The 17068-nt window shown below is 66.9% G+C and carries 16 protein-coding genes and 3 pseudogenes; 10 read left to right on the top strand and 9 right to left on the bottom strand.

All coding sequences use genetic code 11. The features are described from left to right. Positions 1–743 precede the first annotated feature (743 nt). Entirely contained in the window at positions 744–1064 is a 321-nt protein-coding gene (locus ACH47Z_RS42220) for a hypothetical protein (protein ID WP_399084314.1), read from the bottom strand. A 584-nt stretch (positions 1065–1648) separates the two neighbouring features. Beyond that, positions 1649–1789 (bottom strand): annotated as a pseudogene (locus ACH47Z_RS42215) (ATP-binding protein); the annotation flags it as partial. Here ACH47Z_RS42215 and ACH47Z_RS42210 point away from each other — a divergent pair. The 5 genes from ACH47Z_RS42210 to ACH47Z_RS42190 all read left to right on the top strand — a co-directional run bounded on the left by ACH47Z_RS42210 (position 1749) and on the right by ACH47Z_RS42190 (position 7754). Further along, positions 1749–2552 carry an IS701 family transposase gene (locus ACH47Z_RS42210; protein WP_399084311.1) on the top strand — a complete coding sequence of 268 codons (804 nt, stop codon included), beginning with the start codon at positions 1749–1751 and terminating at the stop codon, positions 2550–2552. The pseudogene ACH47Z_RS42215 and the gene ACH47Z_RS42210 sit on opposite strands and share 41 nt — an antisense overlap. A gap of 1020 nt (positions 2553–3572) precedes the next feature. After that, positions 3573–4958, top strand: coding sequence for an NADP-dependent succinic semialdehyde dehydrogenase (locus ACH47Z_RS42205; RefSeq protein WP_399084308.1), 1386 nt, complete (start codon positions 3573–3575; stop codon positions 4956–4958). A gap of 34 nt (positions 4959–4992) precedes the next feature. Continuing rightward, positions 4993–5886 (top strand): NAD(P)-dependent oxidoreductase, encoded by an 894-nt coding sequence (locus ACH47Z_RS42200; protein ID WP_399084306.1) that lies wholly within the window; start codon positions 4993–4995, stop codon positions 5884–5886. A gap of 55 nt (positions 5887–5941) precedes the next feature. Then, positions 5942–6739 (top strand): maleylpyruvate isomerase family mycothiol-dependent enzyme, encoded by a 798-nt coding sequence (locus tag ACH47Z_RS42195; protein WP_399084303.1) that lies wholly within the window; start codon positions 5942–5944, stop codon positions 6737–6739. Positions 6740–6890: 151 nt separating this feature from the next. Beyond that, a complete protein-coding gene (locus tag ACH47Z_RS42190; protein ID WP_365723144.1) occupies positions 6891–7754 on the top strand; it encodes an SDR family oxidoreductase in 864 nt (287 codons plus the stop codon). A 175-nt stretch (positions 7755–7929) separates the two neighbouring features. Here the strand turns inward: ACH47Z_RS42190 and ACH47Z_RS42185 are convergent, their stop codons facing one another. The 3 genes from ACH47Z_RS42185 to ACH47Z_RS42175 form a co-directional block, all read right to left on the bottom strand. Further along, positions 7930–8625 carry a type 1 glutamine amidotransferase domain-containing protein gene (locus ACH47Z_RS42185; protein ID WP_399084299.1) on the bottom strand — a complete coding sequence of 232 codons (696 nt, stop codon included), beginning with the start codon at positions 8623–8625 and terminating at the stop codon, positions 7930–7932. A 195-nt stretch (positions 8626–8820) separates the two neighbouring features. After that, entirely contained in the window at positions 8821–9459 is a 639-nt protein-coding gene (locus tag ACH47Z_RS42180; RefSeq protein ID WP_399084296.1) for an FUSC family protein, read from the bottom strand. Next, the gene (locus ACH47Z_RS42175; protein ID WP_365723142.1) at positions 9456–10307 is read right to left on the bottom strand and encodes an alpha/beta fold hydrolase; all 852 of its coding nucleotides are present in this window, start codon (positions 10305–10307) and stop codon (positions 9456–9458) included. The genes ACH47Z_RS42180 and ACH47Z_RS42175 overlap by 4 nt, the downstream gene beginning before the upstream one ends. 566 nt (positions 10308–10873) lie before the next feature. Here ACH47Z_RS42175 and ACH47Z_RS42170 point away from each other — a divergent pair. The 3 genes and pseudogenes from ACH47Z_RS42170 to istA all read left to right on the top strand — a co-directional run bounded on the left by ACH47Z_RS42170 (position 10874) and on the right by istA (position 14026). Continuing rightward, positions 10874–11886 (top strand): annotated as a pseudogene (locus tag ACH47Z_RS42170) (aldo/keto reductase). A gap of 58 nt (positions 11887–11944) precedes the next feature. Continuing rightward, complete coding sequence (locus tag ACH47Z_RS42165) at positions 11945–12355, top strand: SRPBCC family protein (RefSeq protein ID WP_399084293.1); 411 nt, start codon at positions 11945–11947, stop codon at positions 12353–12355. Positions 12356–12557: 202 nt separating this feature from the next. After that, positions 12558–14026, top strand: a pseudogene (istA, locus tag ACH47Z_RS42160) (IS21 family transposase). A gap of 38 nt (positions 14027–14064) precedes the next feature. On the opposite strand, the gene ACH47Z_RS42155 reads toward istA, so the two are convergent. Next, positions 14065–14247 carry a hypothetical protein gene (locus tag ACH47Z_RS42155; protein WP_399084290.1) on the bottom strand — a complete coding sequence of 61 codons (183 nt, stop codon included), beginning with the start codon at positions 14245–14247 and terminating at the stop codon, positions 14065–14067. Between the two features lie 156 nt (positions 14248–14403). On the opposite strand from ACH47Z_RS42155, the gene ACH47Z_RS42150 reads away from it, so the two are divergent. Further along, complete coding sequence (locus tag ACH47Z_RS42150) at positions 14404–14760, top strand: ATP-binding protein (protein ID WP_399084287.1); 357 nt, start codon at positions 14404–14406, stop codon at positions 14758–14760. 593 nt (positions 14761–15353) lie between these two features. Here ACH47Z_RS42150 and ACH47Z_RS42145 read toward each other — a convergent pair. The 3 genes from ACH47Z_RS42145 to ACH47Z_RS42135 form a co-directional block, all read right to left on the bottom strand. Then, positions 15354–15782 (bottom strand): DUF6262 family protein, encoded by a 429-nt coding sequence (locus ACH47Z_RS42145; protein WP_399084284.1) that lies wholly within the window; start codon positions 15780–15782, stop codon positions 15354–15356. After that, positions 15779–16027 (bottom strand): hypothetical protein, encoded by a 249-nt coding sequence (locus tag ACH47Z_RS42140; RefSeq protein ID WP_399084281.1) that lies wholly within the window; start codon positions 16025–16027, stop codon positions 15779–15781. Before ACH47Z_RS42140 ends, ACH47Z_RS42145 begins: the two co-directional genes overlap by 4 nt. A 194-nt stretch (positions 16028–16221) precedes the next feature. Further along, positions 16222–16515, bottom strand: a complete 294-nt coding sequence (locus tag ACH47Z_RS42135; protein WP_399084393.1) for a tyrosine-type recombinase/integrase — start codon at positions 16513–16515, stop codon at positions 16222–16224. Positions 16516–16576: 61 nt separating this feature from the next. Here ACH47Z_RS42135 and ACH47Z_RS42130 point away from each other — a divergent pair. Then, positions 16577–17068: hypothetical protein (locus ACH47Z_RS42130; protein ID WP_399084278.1), on the top strand; the 492-nt coding region annotated here is incomplete at its 3' end.

Here is a 17068-nt window from a genome sequence, read left to right as displayed (position 1 = left end):
CCCCAGAACAATGGGTCAGTGTCTGCGCCCCGGCCAACACCGGAGGACCCGGTAACGAGCCGTCCCGCCTGCTCTGCCCCACCTTGAATGCCCCGAATGCGGATCCTCCGGTATCCACCGAGGTCCCAGCGCCCATCCGGGCATTCTCATCTTGCAGTGTGCGAAAAAAGGGATGTGGCTGGCGGTCGGGCCGCGAGGCGTGACGCCTTGACGAAAGGCTCGGGCTGAGAGGGGAGCGGCGCCCAGGGCGCCGCCGCAGACAAGGCGCTGTCGCGCCGGAGCGACAGCCGTGATCGGGATGTGCCGGCTCGGGACGCGGATGCCGTGGCGAGAGCGTTCAGTTGCGGGCCAGTCCGCTCGAGGACGGCTCGCAAGGCCCATGCGACATGGCGCTACTGTTACTGAAACGGCAGTGACATCGCCCCAGGTCCACGGAAGGTGCCGCCGGGCGCAGCCCGCCCATGCCACGATCACGCTGCCGATGAAGGCACCGCTCACGCCGCCGAGAACCAGTACCTGAACGCGGGTTGTTCTCCTCCACGGTGTGGTCCGCCGGATGAGCCGCGGTCACGTCCGTCGTCCGGTGCCCCGTCCTCAACGGGTGGCTCGTTCACTCCTCTCGCGCCGAAGCATCCGGCGTCGCCGCCGACCCCATGTCCCGTCAACCTCGTGCGCGCAGGCCGACGAGGGAATGGAACCGCGCGGGCGTGGTTCCCTGACCGATCCGGCGGGGCCCGTCGCTCTCAGTCGAAGGTGAGGATGCCGCGGATGTTCTTGCCGTCGCGCAGGTCCTGGTACCCCTGGTTCACCTGCTCCAGCTGGTACGTCGCGGTCACCAGCCCGTCCAGCCGCAGATAGCCGTCCCGGTGCAGCTTCAGCAGCCGCGGGATGTCCGTCTGCGGGTTCATGGAACCGTAGATGGAGCCGCGGATCTCCACCTGGCGTTGGAGGATCCAGTCGGACACCGCGTGGATCTCGAACGTCGAACTCGCCAGTCCCGTGATGACGACGACACCCGACTTCCCGACGGCGGCCTGCGCCTGCTGCACGACCTGCTGATCCACGTTTCCCACGGTGATGAGCGCTTGGTCGGCCATCTCTTGGCGTTAACGGTCTGGAACTGGCCCCGCTTTTCCGGCCCGACCTGGCCCCGCTTTGGGGCTGGTGCGGCGATTGTTCCGGCTTGAAGTGGCCCCCGGTTCCGGTCTGCTCCGGCCCCAGCTTCGCCGGGACGGCTGTGCTGGGCGACTTGCTGTGGGAGAGAATGCTGGGCATGACGACTTGAAGAGCACCGGCCGGGCGGCAGCACTGGCGCAAGGTCGGGACCTGGGACACGGTCTTTGACGGGGACTGTCGGATCTGTGCCGCCTGCGGATCGTCCGTCCGCTCGTACCAGTACCGCTTCTATCCGCCCGAGTCGTCCATGTTCGAGCGGTGCATCGGACTTGCCTGGTGTTCCAGTTGCCGTATCTACTCCGGCAATATGGTGCACGTCCCGCGAAAGCGGGTCCTGGCCGACGCCCTCGCTTCGCTTCCTGGTGAACAACGGGAGAGGCTTGCACGTTCGGAAACACGGCTGATTGAGTTCCTGGACCGCCAGGTCCGAGGCAACAGGGATTAAGATCCCACCGGCCGGCTGGCCTTGGGGCTACTTCTTCGTCTGCAGTTGCTTCGCCTTGGTCTGGGCGAGGCGGTAGGACTCGGTGCCGGTCTCGATGATGGTGCCGTTGAAGGTGAGCCGGTCGACGATGGCCGCGCAGAGCCTTGGGTCGGTGAACGTCTTGGTCCAGCGTCTGCCGAAGTCCTGGACCTCTGATCCGGCCCGCTGCACAGAGGCGAAGATTCCCGACGAGCGTGCCTTCGCCACCAAAGGCGATCTCGCGAAGGCCATCATCATGCGGGCCCTGGCCTCGCCGCTGCCGATCGCCTGGGTGACCGCAGACTCGGCCTACGGCCAGGAGTGGCGGCTGCGCCGCCTGCTGGAGGAGGCCAGCATCGGCTATGTCCTGGCCGTGCCGAAGTCCCAGCACGTGCACGCCATCGGCCGCATCGACTTTGCCATCACCCAGGCACCCGAGGACGTCTGGGAACGCCACTCCTGCGGGGCGGGCGCGAAAGGGCCGCGCGTCTACGACTGGGCGGCAGCGAGGCTGCCCGCGATCGATGACTTCGACGGCGATGCGCCCACCCACGACCGGTGGGTGCTGGCCCGCCGCAGCCTGGCCCGCCCGGACGAGATCGCCTACTACCTCGCCTATGCACCAGCCGGCACCGGCATCGCCGAACTGGTACGGATCGCCGGGACGCGCTGGGCGATCGAGGAGGCTTTCCAGGCCGCGAAGAACGAGTACGGCCTGGATCAGTACGAAGTTCGCCGGTATCCGGGCTGGTATCGGCACATCACCCTGGCCATGCTCGCCCACGCCTTCCTCGCTGCCATGGCCGCCGCCGCGGGGACGGAAAAGGGGGCCGCAGAATCGGTTCCGGCGATCTCGCCCCGCTCACGGTGGCGGAAATCCGGCGACTCCTGGCAGTTGGCCGCCCCACGCTGACGCATATCCGGCGCACACGCCACGCACTGAACTGGTCTCGATGGCGCCGCCGTCACCAGGCCACCGCGCGCCACTGTCACTAACGCCGCCGCACCCGAAGTCACGAACTCCCGCCACCTGACGGCGCATCAGCCCAGTACACTCACGAACACGCCACTGACCAGCAGGAATAGCAAACTGCAACTGGAGTACTAAGTCACAGGTCGCAGTGTTGATCGATTAACCGGCCGCAGGTCAGAGACCCGGCCCTTCACTTCTTCGACTACTGATCGCGCTCGACGGAACTGGTCTCGCCCACGAAGGCTCTACCGACCACTTGATCCGCGCGGCGACACGCGATACGCCATTCCTTGATCCGCTGCCGCTGACAGCGCGAGCTCTATTGACGCGAAAGGTGCCGATTTGGGCATCTTCTTTGTGTATGTACCAGCGTTGGTGTTCTTTGGGTTGGGAATCATGCGGATCCTCAATAGGAAAGGAGTTCGGACCGAGGGTCGGCGTGGCGGTACGAGCTGGAACGCCAACATTTCTTCGATCGATGTTATTTATCGAGACGAAAGAGGGGAAAGGCATTATGTCTCGATCGTAGCCGAGGGTATCGGGATTATGGCACCTGTCCGCCTCGTAGACCTGCTTCGTGATTCCTGGGGGACTGCGGTATTACGTTGACGTACTGCTGAAGGGGGGAGTAAGAAGTTCACAGCGAATACACCCGCAGAGCCGAGTCATATCCGTCCACCGGGAACGGTACCTGGAGAATGGCGCAGCTGTAGTGCCGCTCGGCATCGTTGAAGTCCGTTTTCGCGTGCTGAGGAAGCCTTTTCCGCCAGATCATCACTCGTCTTGACCGATCCGGGCCCGACCCTGTTCTCTGCCGTCACCGGCTATCGCCCGCAGCGTTGATCCGCCCCGGATTGCGGCGCGGCGCCAATGGCATTCGGCTACAGGGGGTCATGGTGTCTCACGCAGGGCGACGTGACACCTTTTGCTACAAATGAACGACGGAACTAGCCTCATTTTATGGCTATCGCGACCACGAATCCTGTGACGGGCGAGGTCATCAGGACCTTCGAGGAACTCACCGCCGAGCAGTTGGACGACAAGCTGGAGCGGGCCGCCGCCGCGGCAAGGTCCTATCGCCTCACGAGCGTTGAGCAGCGCGCTCAATGGCTGAACCAGGCAGCCGATGTGCTGGAGAAGGACGCCGACGACGTCAGCCGGATGATCACCACGGAGATGGGCAAGACGCTCCGGGCCGCCCGCGAGGAGGTGGCCAAGTGCGTCCACGGACTGCGCTTCTACGCCGCCCACGGCCTGGACTTCCTGCGGGATCTACGGAACGACGCCGGGAACGTCGGCGCCAAGGAGTCCTTCGTGACGTACCAGCCGATCGGCGTGGTGCTGGCGGTGATGCCGTGGAACCTGCCGCTGTGGCAGGCGATGCGCTTCGCCGCGCCCGCGTTGCTGGCGGGGAACGTCGGGGTGCTCAAGCACGCCTCGAACGTGCCGCAGTGCGCGCTGTACATGGAGCGGCTCTTCCGGGAAGCGGGATTCCCGGACGACGTGTTCCAGACGCTGCTGATCTCCGCGCGCCGGGTCGAGGAGGTCCTGCGCGACGACCGGGTGGCGGCCGCGACGCTCACCGGCAGCGAGCCGGCGGGACGCTCGGTGGGCGGGATCGCCGGTGACGTGATCAAGAAGGTCGTGCTCGAGCTCGGCGGCTCCGACCCGTTCATCGTCATGCCGTCCACGGATCTGGACCGGGCGACCGACGTGGCCGTCAGGGCGCGGACGCTCAACAACGGGCAGTCCTGCATCAACGGCAAGCGGTTCTTCGTCCACGAGGACGTCGCCGAGGCGTTCCTGGAGAAGTTCACCGCGAAGATGGCGGCCCTGGTGGTGGGGGACCCGATGGAGGACGCCACGGACGTCGGCCCGCTGGCGACCGAGTCCGGCCGGGCGGACGTCGAGGCGTACGTGGACGATGCGGTCGGCAAGGGCGCGACGGTGCTGACGGGTGGGAGGCGTCCGGACCGGCCCGGCTGGTTCTTCCCGCCGACCGTGCTGACGGGCATCACGGACGAGATGAAGATGTTCCACGAGGAGGTCTTCGGCCCGGTCGCCCAGGTGTGGACCGTGGCGTCCCTGCAGGAGGCCCTGGAGATCGCCAATGGCCACCCGTACGGTCTGGGTTCGAACCTGTGGAGCGAGGATCAGGCGGAACGGGACCTGTTCGTCCGGGATGTGCAGTCCGGTATGGCCTTCATCAACGGCAACACCACCAGCTACCCCGAAATCCCCTTCGGCGGGGTCAAGCGCAGCGGCTACGGACGCGAACTGTCCGACCTCGGGATGCGTGAGTTCATGAACGCCAAGACCGTCTGGATCGGGCAGGACGCCGCCTGAGCGCGGGCGGGACCGTCACCACGGAGGTGGGAGCATGAGCGGAAGCGACACGGCCCGGGGCCGTCCGGAGGTGGCCGTCCTCGGGATCGGAACCATGGGGGACGCCATGGCGCGGAACATCGCCGCGGCCGGGCTGGGGCTTCGGGTGTGGAACCGCAGGCGGGCGGCGGCCGAGCCGCTGACCGAGGTCGGCGCGGTGGTGTGCGACACTTCGGCTGAGGCCTGCCGCGGGGCCAAGGTCGTGCTGACCGTTCTCGCCAACGAGCGAGTGGTGTCCGAGGTGATGGACCAGGCCCGTGACGGTCTGGACCGGGACGCCGTGTGGCTGCAGTGCTGCACCGTCTCGCCCGAGGGCAGCCTGCGCCTGGCGGAGCAGGCCGACGGACTCGGCGTCGCCTTCGTCGAGGCGCCGGTGCTGGGCACGAGGGAGCCGGCCGCCGCCGGCACCCTGACCATTCTGGCCGCCGCGTCGCACCTGTGTGCCGGCGAGCGTGTCCAGCCGGTCCTGGACGCGGTGGGCACGCGCACCGTCTGGCTGGACCACATCGGGCAGCCCAGCAGCCTGAAGCTCGCTTACAACGCGTGGGTGCTGACGACCGTCGAGGGCATCGCCGAGTCCCTCACCCTGGCCGAGGCGCTGGGTGTCGACCCTCACCAGCTGATCAACGTCATCAGCGGCAGTGCGCTGGACAGCAAGTACGTGCAGTCCAAGGGCCCCAAGATGATCAGCGACGACCTCGACACACCGTCCTTCCCGCTGGAGGCGGCGGCGAAGGACGCCGCTCTGATCACCGAGTCTGCTCACGGCGCCGGGCTGCGGCTGGGCATCGCGGAAGTCGTACGCGACCGGTTGCAGTCGGCTGCCACGCACGGTCAGGGGCGGGCGGACGTGGCGGCCACATACCGGCTGTCGCGACGGGCGGCCTGATCGGGCCGTCTCCCGGACACCGGTCCGGGTTCGGGCCCGCCGAAAGGAGGCATCGATGACACAAGCAGGAGTCGCGTCGGCGCGAACGAGCAGCGAGCAGCTCGCGGACATCGTCCCGCTCGTCGACGACGAGCAGTGGGAGTCGCCCTCCGCCTGCAAAGGCTGGCGGGTCATCGATGTGATCGCCCACCTGGCGGCCCTCGCCCATGAAGCGGTCGAACCCCCCACACCGGACCCGTCCTGGCCGCAGGTCCGCGAGCGCTACCACGACATGCGGGTCGACGAGCGCCGCGGCTGGAATCACCGTGAGGTGATCGACGAGTGGAGGCGCTACACCCCCCGGCAGTTGGAGCTCCTGGAAGCGGGCCAGAAGACGCCGCAAGCGGACGACCCGGTACCCGTGGCGGGCCTGGGAACCTACCCGCGGCATCTGCTGGCCAACACCATGGCGTTCAATGTGCTCTGCCATCTGCGTTACGACCTGCTCGCCCCGCAGGGGCCGCTGCCGTTCACGGTTCCGGCGCCGACAGACGAACTGGTGGCTCCGGCCGTGGAGTTCATGCTCGCCGGGGTGCCGCAGATGCAAGGTCACGACCTCGACGCCGCGGTCACCGAGCCGCTCGTGCTGGACCTGACCGGCCCCGGTGCCACGACCGTCACGATACTGCCCGCCGAGGGCGGGCACGCAGGGCTGACCGTCACGCCCGGCGCCCTCGGATCGACCCAGGTCCACAGCAGCGCGGCCGACTTCATCTGCTGGGGTACCACCCGCACTCCGTGGCGCGAGCACTGCGAGATCACCGGAGACGCCGCTGTCGCCGAGCCGTTCCTCGACCGCCTCGACATCATCTGACACACGATCCCGCTCTTGGCCTTTCCCCCCCGGCGGGGCGCGGTCGCAAGCGGCAGCACCGCTCTCGCCGTTTGAATGCAAAACAGCTCCGAGAACACCATCGACAAGTCGATAATCGCGAACCGGACAGACGAAAAGGAAGTGCGTCACCATGTCGAATTCGTCGCTGAAGAAGGTTCTCATCACGGGAGCCGGTTCCGGCTTCGGTTTCGAGGCGGCCATGCGGCTGGCCCAGAAGGGATTCGACGTCATCGCCAGCGTCGAGATCTACGCCCAGGTGCAGACCCTGAAGTGGCAGGCGGCCGAGCGGAAGGTCGACCTGCACGTGGAGAAGCTCGACGTAACCAACGACGGCGACCGGCGCAAGGCTCTCGACTGGGGCGTGGAGATCCTCGTGAACAACGCGGGCGTCGGAGAAGGAGGCTCGACGGTCGACATCCCCGGCGCGAACATCCGGCACCAGTTCGAGGTCAACGTCACGGGGCCGCTTCTGCTCACCCAGGGGATCGCCAAACAGATGATCAAGCGCGGCGAGGGCCGTATCGTCTGGGTCTCGTCACGGGAAGGCCTGAACGTCAATCCGTTCACGGGTATCTACTCGGCGTCCAAGCACGCGATCGAGGCGATCGCCGAGACCATGGCGTACGAGCTGCAGGAGTACAACATAGAGGTCGCCACGGTGAATCCGGGGCCGTTCCTGACCGGCTTCAACGACCGGATGTTCCAGACGTGGGAGAGCTGGGAGGACGACCCCGCGGAGCGACTGTTCGACTACTCCGAACTCGCCTTCCCGCGCGCGCAGTTCGACCCTGAAGCCGTCTTCGCCACGCTGACGGCCGTGGCGGCCGGCGAGGTCGACAGCTTCCGGAACCTGGAGCCGAAGTCCATGATCGACGAGACCAAGCAGCTGCAGCGGGTTCCGTGGGAGCGCAAGGTCACCGATGGCCTCGGTACCCGGCATGAGGCCATCAAGAATGCCTACAAGATGAAGCCGGAGACACCGGTCTCGGCCTGAACCGGCATCGCATCAACGTGGCGGCCCCCGGCAAGGACGGCAGGGGCGCACGACACCAACGCGGCGCTACCGGAGCCTGGACGCGCGGATGGCACGCGGGCCACGACCCGGCCGCGCCCCGTGGTGCCGGGACCGTGGTCGCACCCGGGTCGCGGGCTGAGTCGCCGCGATACCGTCAGGCGAGGACTTCGAGGAGTCGTTTGCCGAGGACGCCGGCCGAGTGCGGGTTCTGGCCGGTGATGAGGTTGCGGTCCTCGACCATGTACGGCTCCCAGTTCGGACCCCGGCTGAAGTCGACCCCGAGCTTCTCCTTGAGGTCGGTCTCCAGCAGCCACGGGGCTCGGGGGGCCAGCCCTACGCCCTCCTCCTCGTCATTGGTGAAGGCCGTGATCTTGTAGCCCTTGAACGGCGAGACACCGTGGATCCGGGTGGCCAGCATCGCGGCCGGGGCGTGGCACACGATCGCCAGCGGCTTGCCCGACAGCAGCTGCTCGGTCAGCAGGCGCCCGGTGTCGGGGTCGAACGCCAGGTCCTGCATCGGCCCGTGACCGCCCGGCAGGTAGACGGCGTCGTAGTCCTCGAGCCGCACGTCCGAGAGCTTGAGCGGCCGCCGCATCCCCTCGGCGTCGCGAATGATGTTCTCCTGCTGCAGGGCCCCGTCCTCACCACCGTTGAAGGACGGGCGCAGGCTCATCATGTCGACGGTGGGAATCACGCCGCCCGGAGTGGCGATGATCACTTGGTGACCGGCATCCGTGAGGATCTTGTACGGGTTCGCGAACTCTTCCGCCCAGTAACCCGTGGCATGCCTCGTGCCGTCCTTAAGCACCCAGTAGCTGGCACCGCTGACGATGAACAGTACCTTCGCCATACCCCATGCTCCTTCGTCCCGACCTTCGCGCGCAGGCGCGACCACGGCTGGGCAGTCCCCACGCACTTTGCACGCTAAGCGGGCCATTGCCGTCGCGCACTTCGGAGCCGCGGGCTCGGATCCTCGGCGGGACCATTGGGGTGAATCACTGGGACTCGTCCGTCCTGACAGCCCACGTTGCGAGAGTGCGCGGAGTCAGCCGGCCTGACTCGTGGGTGATCGGTCCGATGGAGGGCCGCTTCCTCTGCCTGTCCACTTGCCGATCTGATGCACGATGACCAGCGTGACCAGGCCTGCTGCTACGCCGATGGCCGTGTCCGCCAGACGTAGCAGCGGCTGTTTCCAGGCCCCGTGCGGGTTCAGTCCTGCGACGACCATGACGACGGTGGTGGTGATGGCCGCGGTCGCTTCGTCGCCGGGCCGTCCGATCAGCCCGGGCACCAGGACGCTCAAGCCCACGAGCAGGGCGAGGCCCCAGGCGTGAAAGGGCAGGAACGCGAGGTATGCCAGGCAGAGTACGAAGCTGATGAGGGTCGCCGACATGCGAGCGATCGCCGCGATCGCACTCTCCCTTTTGCATTCCCGGACCACGAAGATCGTGGAGATCGCAGCCCACATGCCACCGAGTTGCCCTTCCTCGTACGGCTGATGAGCGGTCGACCACAGTCTGGTTGCCGCCCAGTAGCTCAGCAGACTGGCCAGGCCGACCTCGACCGAGTACCTCAGCAGCCTTCCGGTCCCCGCCTTCGGTGAACTCGATGTCACCGCCATGCTGCGACCGCTGTCTCGAGGAACCGCAACGCGCGACTGTGACAGGACATGCCCGTTCGTCACTTACCGGTGACGGAGTCGTGGGCCGCGCTGAGGATGAGATCCGTGACGGCTTGGGGGTGGGAGATCAGGGACACGTGGGAGGAGTCGATCTCCACTGTCCTGCGCGCGTGCGCGCGTTCGGCCTCGTACCGTTCGAGGCTCGGGTTGATGGCCCGGTCCTGTCTGCCGACGAGCACGTAGACGGGCTTGTCCCGCCAGGCCGCTTCGGTGAGTTTGTCGGTGAAGGCGGACTGTGCGATCGGCCGCTGTGTCGATGCCATGACGGAGGCCTGCTGCTGGGAGAGATCCTGGGCGAAGGTGGCGTGGAGTTCGGCGGGCCGGATGTACACGTCGGTGCCCGTGGTGGTGTCGCCGTTGCGGAAGGGGACCTGCCTCAGCGCCTTGGTGAGCGGGGCTGCCGCGAATTTGCCGGAGAGGCTGGCGAAGGACTCTCCCTTGTCCGGCATGATGGCGTTGACGTACACGAGTGCCTTGACGTTGTCGAGGCCGGCGGCCGCCTGTGAGATCACCTCGCCGGCGTAGGAGTGTCCGACGAGAACGATCGGTCCCTTGATGGTTTTGAGGAGGCTGTTCAGGTACGTCGAGTCCTGGGGTATGCCGCGCAGCGTGTTGGGCGGGGCGATGACCTGGTAGCCGTCCCGCTGCAGGCGCTGGACCACTGCGTTCCAGCTGGACCCGTCGGCGAACGCTCCGTGTACGAGCACCACGGTTGGCTTCTGGGCCGCCGGGGCCCGACCGATGTCGTCCGCGGCGTGAGTCGGCATCGGCATCACAGTCAGGGCGGAGAGCACCGCCACTCCAAGGGCCAGTCTGCCCTGGCCCGATGTCAGGATTCCGGAGACGGTCATGTGCTTCCACTTCCTCGGCGTACAAGGTGAACTCGGCCTGTTCGGCGACTGAGAAAAGTGAGGGGCGTACGGAAGGCGTCGCCCGCAGCCACCCCGAGAGCCCTGTCCGGCCGGCTGCGCGGAGTCGCGCGGACCTCCTTCGCGGAAGTCGTCGTGCTCCGCGTCCGCCGCATCTCCCGGATCACCATGTTCGCGTGTCTCTGCTTGCCGCGCATTCGTTGCCGTGGAGGGGGGGGCCGGTGGCGGGTGTGGTCGCCGCTCGACAGGCCGTCGCCGCTGGACCTCGGCGACGCCGCCGCGCTGGATGCGCGACGGCGAGTAGTCGGGGTGCCGCATTGTGAGACGCGCGAGGGTTCGAATGGGTGAATTGCGAGCTGTATCGCGCGGTCATACGGTGGATATCGGCTGTCGCGACGACGAGTCCCGCGACGAGTGTCGAGGAGCGGGCGGGGTGGCCGCAGCATGCGGCCGAACGTCTGGTGAAGGAGATCGAGAGCGTCAGCCGGGTGATCGCCACGGCGGAGCCCTCGGCTGCGGAGGCAAAGACACCGTGAAGGGGACGTATCGTGAGCCTGCAGAAGATCCTCCCGGATCGGATCGGGTTCGGGACGGCTCCACTGGGCAACATGTTCCGCGCCGTTCCGGACGACGAAGCGAACGCGACGCTCGACGCCGCCTGGGATCAGGGCGTCCGCTTCTACGACACCGCTCCGCTGTACGGGGCAGGTCTGGCCGAAATCCGCCTTGGTGGACTCCTTTCGAGCAAGCCCCGGAACGAGTTCGTCCTGTCGACGAAGGGTGGGCCGGGTCATCCTGGACGAGATCGAAGAGGGTTCCCGTGATTTGGGGGAGAAGGGCAGTCTCTTCAAGTTCGGCCGCCCCAACAGGATCGTCCACGAGTGGACGGCCGAGGCAACCGAGCGCTCGCTCGAAGGCAGCCTGAAACGACTGGGCGTCGACCGGATCGACATCGTGTGGGTCCACGACATCTCCCAGGACTTTTACGGCGACGTGTGGCTGCAGAAGTTCGAGGAGGCCCGAACCGGGGCCTTCCGGGTCCTGTCCCGGCTGCGCGACGAGGGCGTCATCAAGGCGTGGGGTCTCGGGGTCAATCGCACAGAACCCGTCGAGTTGGCCCTGGCCTTGGAAGAGCCCCGGCCGGACACGCTTCCTGCTGGCCGGGCGCTACACCCTGCTGGATCACGCGCACGCTCTGCAGAGACTGCTGCCCATGGCCGTCGAGCAGCAGGTCAGCATGGTCGTCGGTGGTCCGTACAGTTCCGGTGTACTCGTCGGCGGTTCCCACTTCGAATACGCTGACGCTTCCCCCGAGATCGTGGAAAAGGTCCGGCGTCTGAAGGAGCCCGCAGACCGACACGGGGTGAGCATGAAAGCCGCGGCCCTGCAGTTCAGCCTCGCTCACCCCGTGACTGCCGCCGTCATCCCCGGTGCGACCAAGCCCAGTCGCATCGCCGAGGACCTAGCCGCCCTGCATGAGCAGATCTCGGCTGACTTCTGGCGCGAACTGCGGCAAGCCGACCTGGTCAGCCCGCAGGCGCCCTTGCCCGGCGGCACCTGAGCCCCTGCGGATACTTCCCGTCCGGCAACGGAGAAACCAACGAGCTCGGGAGAACGTCATGGCATCGACATCCGTCAGCCGGATCGTCCCCGCCTCGCCCGCACGAGTGTGGCAACTCATCGGCGGCTTCGGCTCCCTGCCCGACTGGCTGCCCTACATCTCCCACAGCGGCCTCGTGGAGGGCGGCCGTGTCCGACGGCTGAGAAGCCCCGACGGGGACGTCATCGTCGAGCGCCTGGTGGAGCTCAACGACGCCGAGCGCCACTACAGTTACACCATCGTGGAGGCACCTTTCCCTGTCGTCGGCTACCTGTCCACCCTGCGCGTGCACGAGGTGAGCGGTGCCCCCGACAGCGCCGAAGTGCAGTGGTCGGGCCGTTTCACCCCCGAGGGCGAAGCGACCGACGACGAGGTGATCGCTCTTTCCACCGAGATCTACCGAGATGGCCTCGAGGCGCTCCACAAGTGACGGCGGCCGTGGCAAAGTCCAGGTGGGCGGCCAGTTGAGTCCAGGCCGATGGCCACCGGAATTCCAGGTGGATGGCCGTCTGGCCTGCGGTGTTCCTGATCGCTTCCTTATCTGAAGGAGACCCCTCCGTCCGGTTTGCTGGTGTTTGCGATCATCAGCAACCGGCCGGAGAGGTCCTGTGACGAAGTCTGACAGAGAGATCATGGAAATTCTTGAGGCGTACGACCTGACCGGGACGGTCTGGTCGGCGGCGACCTTGACGGGACACGACCCGAAGACGGTCAAGCGGTATGTCGAGGCCCGCGCCAGCGGGCGAAATCCTTATGAGCGAGAGCCGCGGCCGAAGATGATCGACGCGTTCCTGAAGAAGGTCGAGGAGTGGGTCGAGCAGTCGAAGGCGACGATCCGCGCGGATGTGGTCCACGAGAAGCTGGTGAAGATGGGCTACCGGGGCAGCGAGCGTTCGACGCGGCGGGCGGTGAACGCGGCGAAGACGGCCTGGAAGGCGGGCAAGCGCCGAACGTACCGGCCGTGGATTCCCGAGCCGGGCCGATGGCTGCAGTTCGACTGGGGCGAGGGCCCGCGCATCGGGGGGCGGCGGACCTGGCTGTTCTGCGCGTGGCTGTCCTGGTCGCGGTTTCGAGTCGTGATCCCGGTATGGGACTGCACGTTGGGCACGCTGGTGGCCTGCCTGGACACCACGTTGCGCCGGATCGGCGGGGCCCCGACCTACGTACTGACCGACAACGCGAAGACGGTGACCGTCGAGCACATCGCCGGGATCCCGGTACGGCACCCACAGATGGTCGCCGCGGGCCAGCATTACGGCTGCCAGGTCGTCAGCTGCGTCCCTAACGATCCTGAATCGAAGGGTGGCGCGGAGGCCACGGTCAAGATTGCGAAGGCCGATCTGGTTCCCACGGATGCGAACCTGCTGCCCGCCTACGACCGTTCGCCGAACTCGCGGACGCCTGCCGGACCTGGTGCGATGCGGTGAACTCCCGCCGCCACCGGGCGACCGGGCAGATACCCGCCGACCGCCTGGACATCGAACGCACCACCCTGCACGTGTTGCCCATCGAGCCGCTCGCGCTGGGCGAGGAGAGACTGGTCGGCTCGGATCGCACGATCAGCTTCAACTCGGTGCGCTCTCGACCCCTCCGGGCTATACCGGCTCGAGGGTGTGGTGCCGGATGGTCGGCGAGGAACTGTCCATCACCGCCCGCACCAAGTCCGGGTGATCTGCTGGAGATTTGGCGCCACCAGCTCTCCACCCCGGGCCTTCCGCAGATCCTCGGCGAGCACTATCCCGACCACCCCGATGGCCGCAGCATCCACCAGCCCCGCCTGCAACCGCGCTCGGAAGCCGGGATCGCGTTCGTTTCCATCGGCTCCGGCGCGGGCCGCTGGCTCAAGGAGGCCGGACCCGCCGGAGCCGTCCGCATCCGCGCCAAGATGGCCCGCGCGGCCGAACTGGCCACAGTCCTGGGCAATGACAGAGTCGACCAGGCCCTGGGACTTGCGGCCACGGCCGGACGCTTCGCCGACGGCGACCTGCTCTCGATCCTGCGACACATCGCGGACAGCAAGCCCGTCGGTGAAGTCGTCCGCGCGGACGAATCCCATTCCGTCCAGAACGGAACTATCGGCTGGCAGGCACTGGGCCAGTAGGCAACGGCCCAGGGTAGTTGAAGCCCGGCCGAGCAGGGTCAGTCGCCGATGAACCACAGATACGGGTGTGTCCCGCGCTCGACGACCTGGCACAACTCGCGGGCCTGAGCGACCCATTCGCCCGCGCAGGCGGCGGGAAGCCGGTCGAGTTCCGCCAGCAGCAGCGGCATCTGCCGCTGGTTGAACATCGCGTCCCCATACGGAGTCAGGGCGAAAAGCATCGGGAATTCCGAGGGGGCAGGCCCGCGAAGGCATTTGTCCACTTCACCCCGGCCTCAGCGCGAGCCACGACGTCCCCGAGATCACCCCGCACCGCCAGATTAATCACCCGCCGAGCCTATCGGCGCACACTGCGACCAGCGAAGGAATATCCAACCGTGACGTTTCCCCAGGCCCCGGCCCTGCCCGAGGAGTTGGGCAAGCTCATGCGCCGCATGCGCCTGCCCTATATGCGTAAGGCGGCCCCCGACGTGCTGGCCACCGCCCGCGCTCAACGCTGGGACCCCGCCGAGGTCCTGCGGCTGCTGATCGCCGAGGAGGTCACCGGCCGCGATGCGGTTACCCGCCGGCTTCGCCGGCACTCGGCGAACTTCCCCACCGGCAAGACCCTGGGCTCCTGGCGGGCCGAGGACTCCACCATCCCCGAACCCACCCAGAACTCCCTGATCACTCTGGAATGGATAGGCCGGGCAGAGAACTTGGTGATCGCCGGCCCGGGCGTTATCTGGGGATGAAGTTCACGGTTCGGGCGATCGCCCTTGTAATGACGTTGAAGACATAGAAGCAAAGACAGGTGGCTGCCCGAGCGATCTCTGGCCCCACTCTGGTGTCGGGCCCGGGTCAGACCTCGATGCGCCGTTGCCACCAGGGCAGGTGCTGTGGAGCGAATGGATCGTTGACGGTGCGCTTCAGAACGCGTGCGTCGATCGGCGCCAACGCCGCCTGTAGTTCCCTTCGAGCGCGGGGACGGAGGTTGCAACTGGCAACTTCGAGGAGTGTGCGGATGTGCCCGGTGGCGACGTCTGAGTATCCGTAGTGCCACTCTTCTGCGTTGCGACGCCGCCCGGCTCGCTGAGCCCAGCGGCGGAAGGCAAGCGCGATATCCCCTCTGGGTAGGCGTCGCTCGCGCTCGAACTGGGCGATTTGCCGGTTCGTGGATGCAGACAGTCCTCTGATGACGGTTCGCCTGAAGTGCCTGGTGTTCCGCAACGGCAACTGGGACCTGATCTCGCCCGGTGTCCGGCGAGGCATGTGGACTTCCTGAAGGTGCCGGTGTTGGCAGGTGCAAGAACGCTAGCCCTGCTGACACGGGGTATTCAAGACCATTTCAGCTTGCCTGGACCTGGCCGGGCAAGCCGCGGCGGGCGAGTTCGCGTCGGAGATCGAGGTTCTCTCCGTGGGCCTGCTCCAGCGCGTCCCGCAGAGCCTGCACTTCGTCTCTGTGCTGCTTCTTCAGCCGGGTGATCTGGCTGGTCAACGCGAGGACCAGCGTGTTCTCTTCGTTCGCGGGCGGGGCCGGTGCGGGGATCGGACGGGCTTGAGCCCGCAGGCGTTCGATGCGGCCGCGCAGGTCGGGGTGGTTGTAGAGGAATGCGTGGGAGACGCCGGCCTCGCGCTGGACGGCCTGGAAGGTGATCGGCTCGCCGCGTTTGATCAGCCGCCGGATGGCTTGCTCGGCGTCCTTCGTCTTGGCCTGGGACTTCGCCTTCGCGGCGGCGGTGAGGGTCTGGGTGCGCTTGATGCGGGCGTCGGTCACGGCCTGGTCCTTCGGTGTCGGTCGAGATCGAAACTGATGGGGACGGGTCCGGTGGGGGCGGTGCCGCAGCCGGCGCCGTGGACCGCCCGGTCGGGTCTGCTGCGGATGGAGTCCAGCAGCTTCGCGAGGGCCGCATGCTCGGCTCGCCGCTGGAGCAGCCAGACGTTGTCCTCGGGCATAGGGCGGCCGTGACGTTCCTGGAAGGCGGTGGTGGTGCGGTCGATCAGTGCTGCTGTCTCGGTCAACTGCCTTTCCAGGGAGGGCTGGTGAGAGGCGTCAGTGACGAAGACCGAACAGGTCAGACAGGCGTTTCCCTTGTCGCAGGTCTGCAGGGGCGGCAGCAGGCACCAGCCGTGGGGCAGGAACCGATCGGCGCGGTTGAACAGGTGGAGGCTGTCGTGGTCGTCGTGGGAGAAGGTGACGTGGGTGCCGTCCGCCCTCAGTTTCGCGGTGGCCAGGAATGCCTGCTCGGCGTGTTCCTGGCGGTGGCGACGTAGTGCATCGACATCGACGGGGTGGCATGCCCGGCATAGCGCATCAACACGTGGACGGGCAGGCCGAGTTCGGCAAGCCTGGTCAGCTTTGTGTGACGAAAGCGGTGAGTATGGCTCAGGCCGACGGGCTTGCCCCTGCCGTCGGTGATCTCCACCGTCTTGCTGAACTCGCGGAGCATCCAGCTGTAGGTGCCGGACGGGTAGGGCTTGTCGCCCTGCCGGTTGCCGGTCCGCTGTATGAACAGGTGACGCGGGGTGATGCCGGGGAAGTGGTCGCGGATCCACTGCCGCTGTTCCTCGATGACCGCGACGACGTCGCGGTCGACGAGGATGTTGTCCGGTGCCCTCGGCGGCGTCGACGGCCCGGTCGGGGACCGGGGAGAGGCAGTCGAACAGGCAGGTGCGGATCTCGCTGGCCCGTCGTCCGGTGAGGATCTGCAGCAGGATCATGCGCATGGCCTGCGGGTCGTCGAAGCCGCGGGCGGTGATCTGCTGCCCGTTGCCTCGCGTGATCAGCATGTGCTCGTCGCGGCCCAGGCCGAGCAGGGGCAGGGCGGCGGGGATGTGTGCGAGCGCGTGGTCGTCGACGTAGTCCTCGTTGTTGAGATCGCGCTGGTGCGGGATGCGGGAGACCTGAAGGCGGACGGCTCGGGCAGTGGCAGTTCAACACAACACCCCCTGAGCTTGAGATTTAACCTCAATGCCGTTGACTTAGGGGTCTGGTGGGGGTGCGATGGCAGGTATGACCTGCAGCGTTTCGACTGGCCAACAGGTGGGCTTGGGCGGTCGCGG

The organism is Streptomyces sp. NPDC020192 (assembly GCF_044388685.1).
Classification (GTDB): domain Bacteria; phylum Actinomycetota; class Actinomycetes; order Streptomycetales; family Streptomycetaceae; genus Streptomyces.
The sequence above is the reverse complement of the archived record's forward strand: the minus strand, read 5'-3'. Positions and strand labels throughout refer to the sequence as shown.

Bases quoted from the DNA above. Each gene is read 5' to 3' on its own strand.
- ACH47Z_RS42185 (WP_399084299.1), bottom strand. From the start codon at position 8,625: ATGGCGAAGGTACTGTTCATCGTCAGCGGTGCCAGCTACTGGGTGCTT.
- ACH47Z_RS42200 (WP_399084306.1), top strand. From the start codon at position 4,993: ATGAGCGGAAGCGACACGGCCCGGGGCCGTCCGGAGGTGGCCGTCCTC.
- ACH47Z_RS42175 (WP_365723142.1), bottom strand. From the start codon at position 10,307: ATGACCGTCTCCGGAATCCTGACATCGGGCCAGGGCAGACTGGCCCTT.
- ACH47Z_RS42155 (WP_399084290.1), bottom strand. From the start codon at position 14,247: ATGCTTTTCGCCCTGACTCCGTATGGGGACGCGATGTTCAACCAGCGG.
- ACH47Z_RS42190 (WP_365723144.1), top strand. From the start codon at position 6,891: ATGTCGAATTCGTCGCTGAAGAAGGTTCTCATCACGGGAGCCGGTTCC.
- ACH47Z_RS42205 (WP_399084308.1), top strand. From the start codon at position 3,573: ATGGCTATCGCGACCACGAATCCTGTGACGGGCGAGGTCATCAGGACC.
- ACH47Z_RS42195 (WP_399084303.1), top strand. From the start codon at position 5,942: ATGACACAAGCAGGAGTCGCGTCGGCGCGAACGAGCAGCGAGCAGCTC.
- ACH47Z_RS42165 (WP_399084293.1), top strand. From the start codon at position 11,945: ATGGCATCGACATCCGTCAGCCGGATCGTCCCCGCCTCGCCCGCACGA.
- ACH47Z_RS42210 (WP_399084311.1), top strand. From the start codon at position 1,749: ATGGCCGCGCAGAGCCTTGGGTCGGTGAACGTCTTGGTCCAGCGTCTG.